The organism is Fictibacillus arsenicus (assembly GCF_001999465.1).
GTDB lineage: Bacteria > Bacillota > Bacilli > Bacillales > Fictibacillaceae > Fictibacillus > Fictibacillus arsenicus.
Genome location: NZ_MQMF01000073.1, coordinates 1 through 712, shown reverse-complemented (window position 1 = coordinate 712; position 712 = coordinate 1). Strand labels below are relative to the sequence as shown.

At 67.6% G+C, this 712-nt stretch carries 1 protein-coding gene; it reads right to left on the bottom strand.

Going from position 1 to position 712, the window contains the following annotated elements; translation table 11 throughout:
• Positions 1-127: 127 nt before the first annotated feature.
• Positions 128-712, bottom strand: a 585-nt coding sequence (locus tag UN64_RS21880) for an ATP-binding protein (protein WP_077365989.1), incomplete at its 5' end; no start/stop codon positions are given.

The window sequence follows — 712 nt, the reverse complement described above, 5'->3', positions numbered from 1 at the left end:
GTGTCAAGGGCCATTGAGTTCTGCCCATAGGCGGCCAGTGTTTCTTCCCGCTGGTGGCCATCAGAACTGCCCACTGGTGGCCAGCTGGTTTGCCCGTTTGGTGGTGGTGCTGGCCACCGTGATGGGATCAGTTCAGTGGCATGACTCCCTTCCCGGCCATTGCCTGGGTCATCCGTACGGAGTCTCCGGTGGTCTGGCAGACGTGGGCGTGGTGCAGGAGCCGGTCCACGGTGGCGGTGGCCAGAGTCTTGGGCATCAGCTCGTCGAAGCCGGCAGGGTGCAGGTTCGAGCTGATCGCTACGGAGCGTTTCTCGTAGGCGGCGTCCACGATGCGGTAGAGGCCCTCGGCGGCATCGTCGGCGACCGGCAGCAGGCCGATGTCGTCGATGACGATCAGGTCGGCGCGCAGGATTCGGGCGACGGCTTTGGTGATGGTGTCATCGGGCCGGTGGGCCCGGATCATCGCCCCGAGGTCCTCCAGGGTGAACCAGGCCACCCGCTTGCCCTCCTCCACGGCCTGCTGGCCCAGGGCCTCGAGGAAGAAGGTCTTGCCGGTGCCGGAGGGCCCGCAGACCACGAGGTTCTCTCTGCGCGAGAGCCATTCCATGGTGCGCAGGGACTGCTGGGTCGGGGCCGGGATCGAGGAGGCGCCCGGATCCCAGGTCGTGAAGGTCTTGCCGGTGGGGAACCCGGCGGCCTTGCGCCGGGCGGC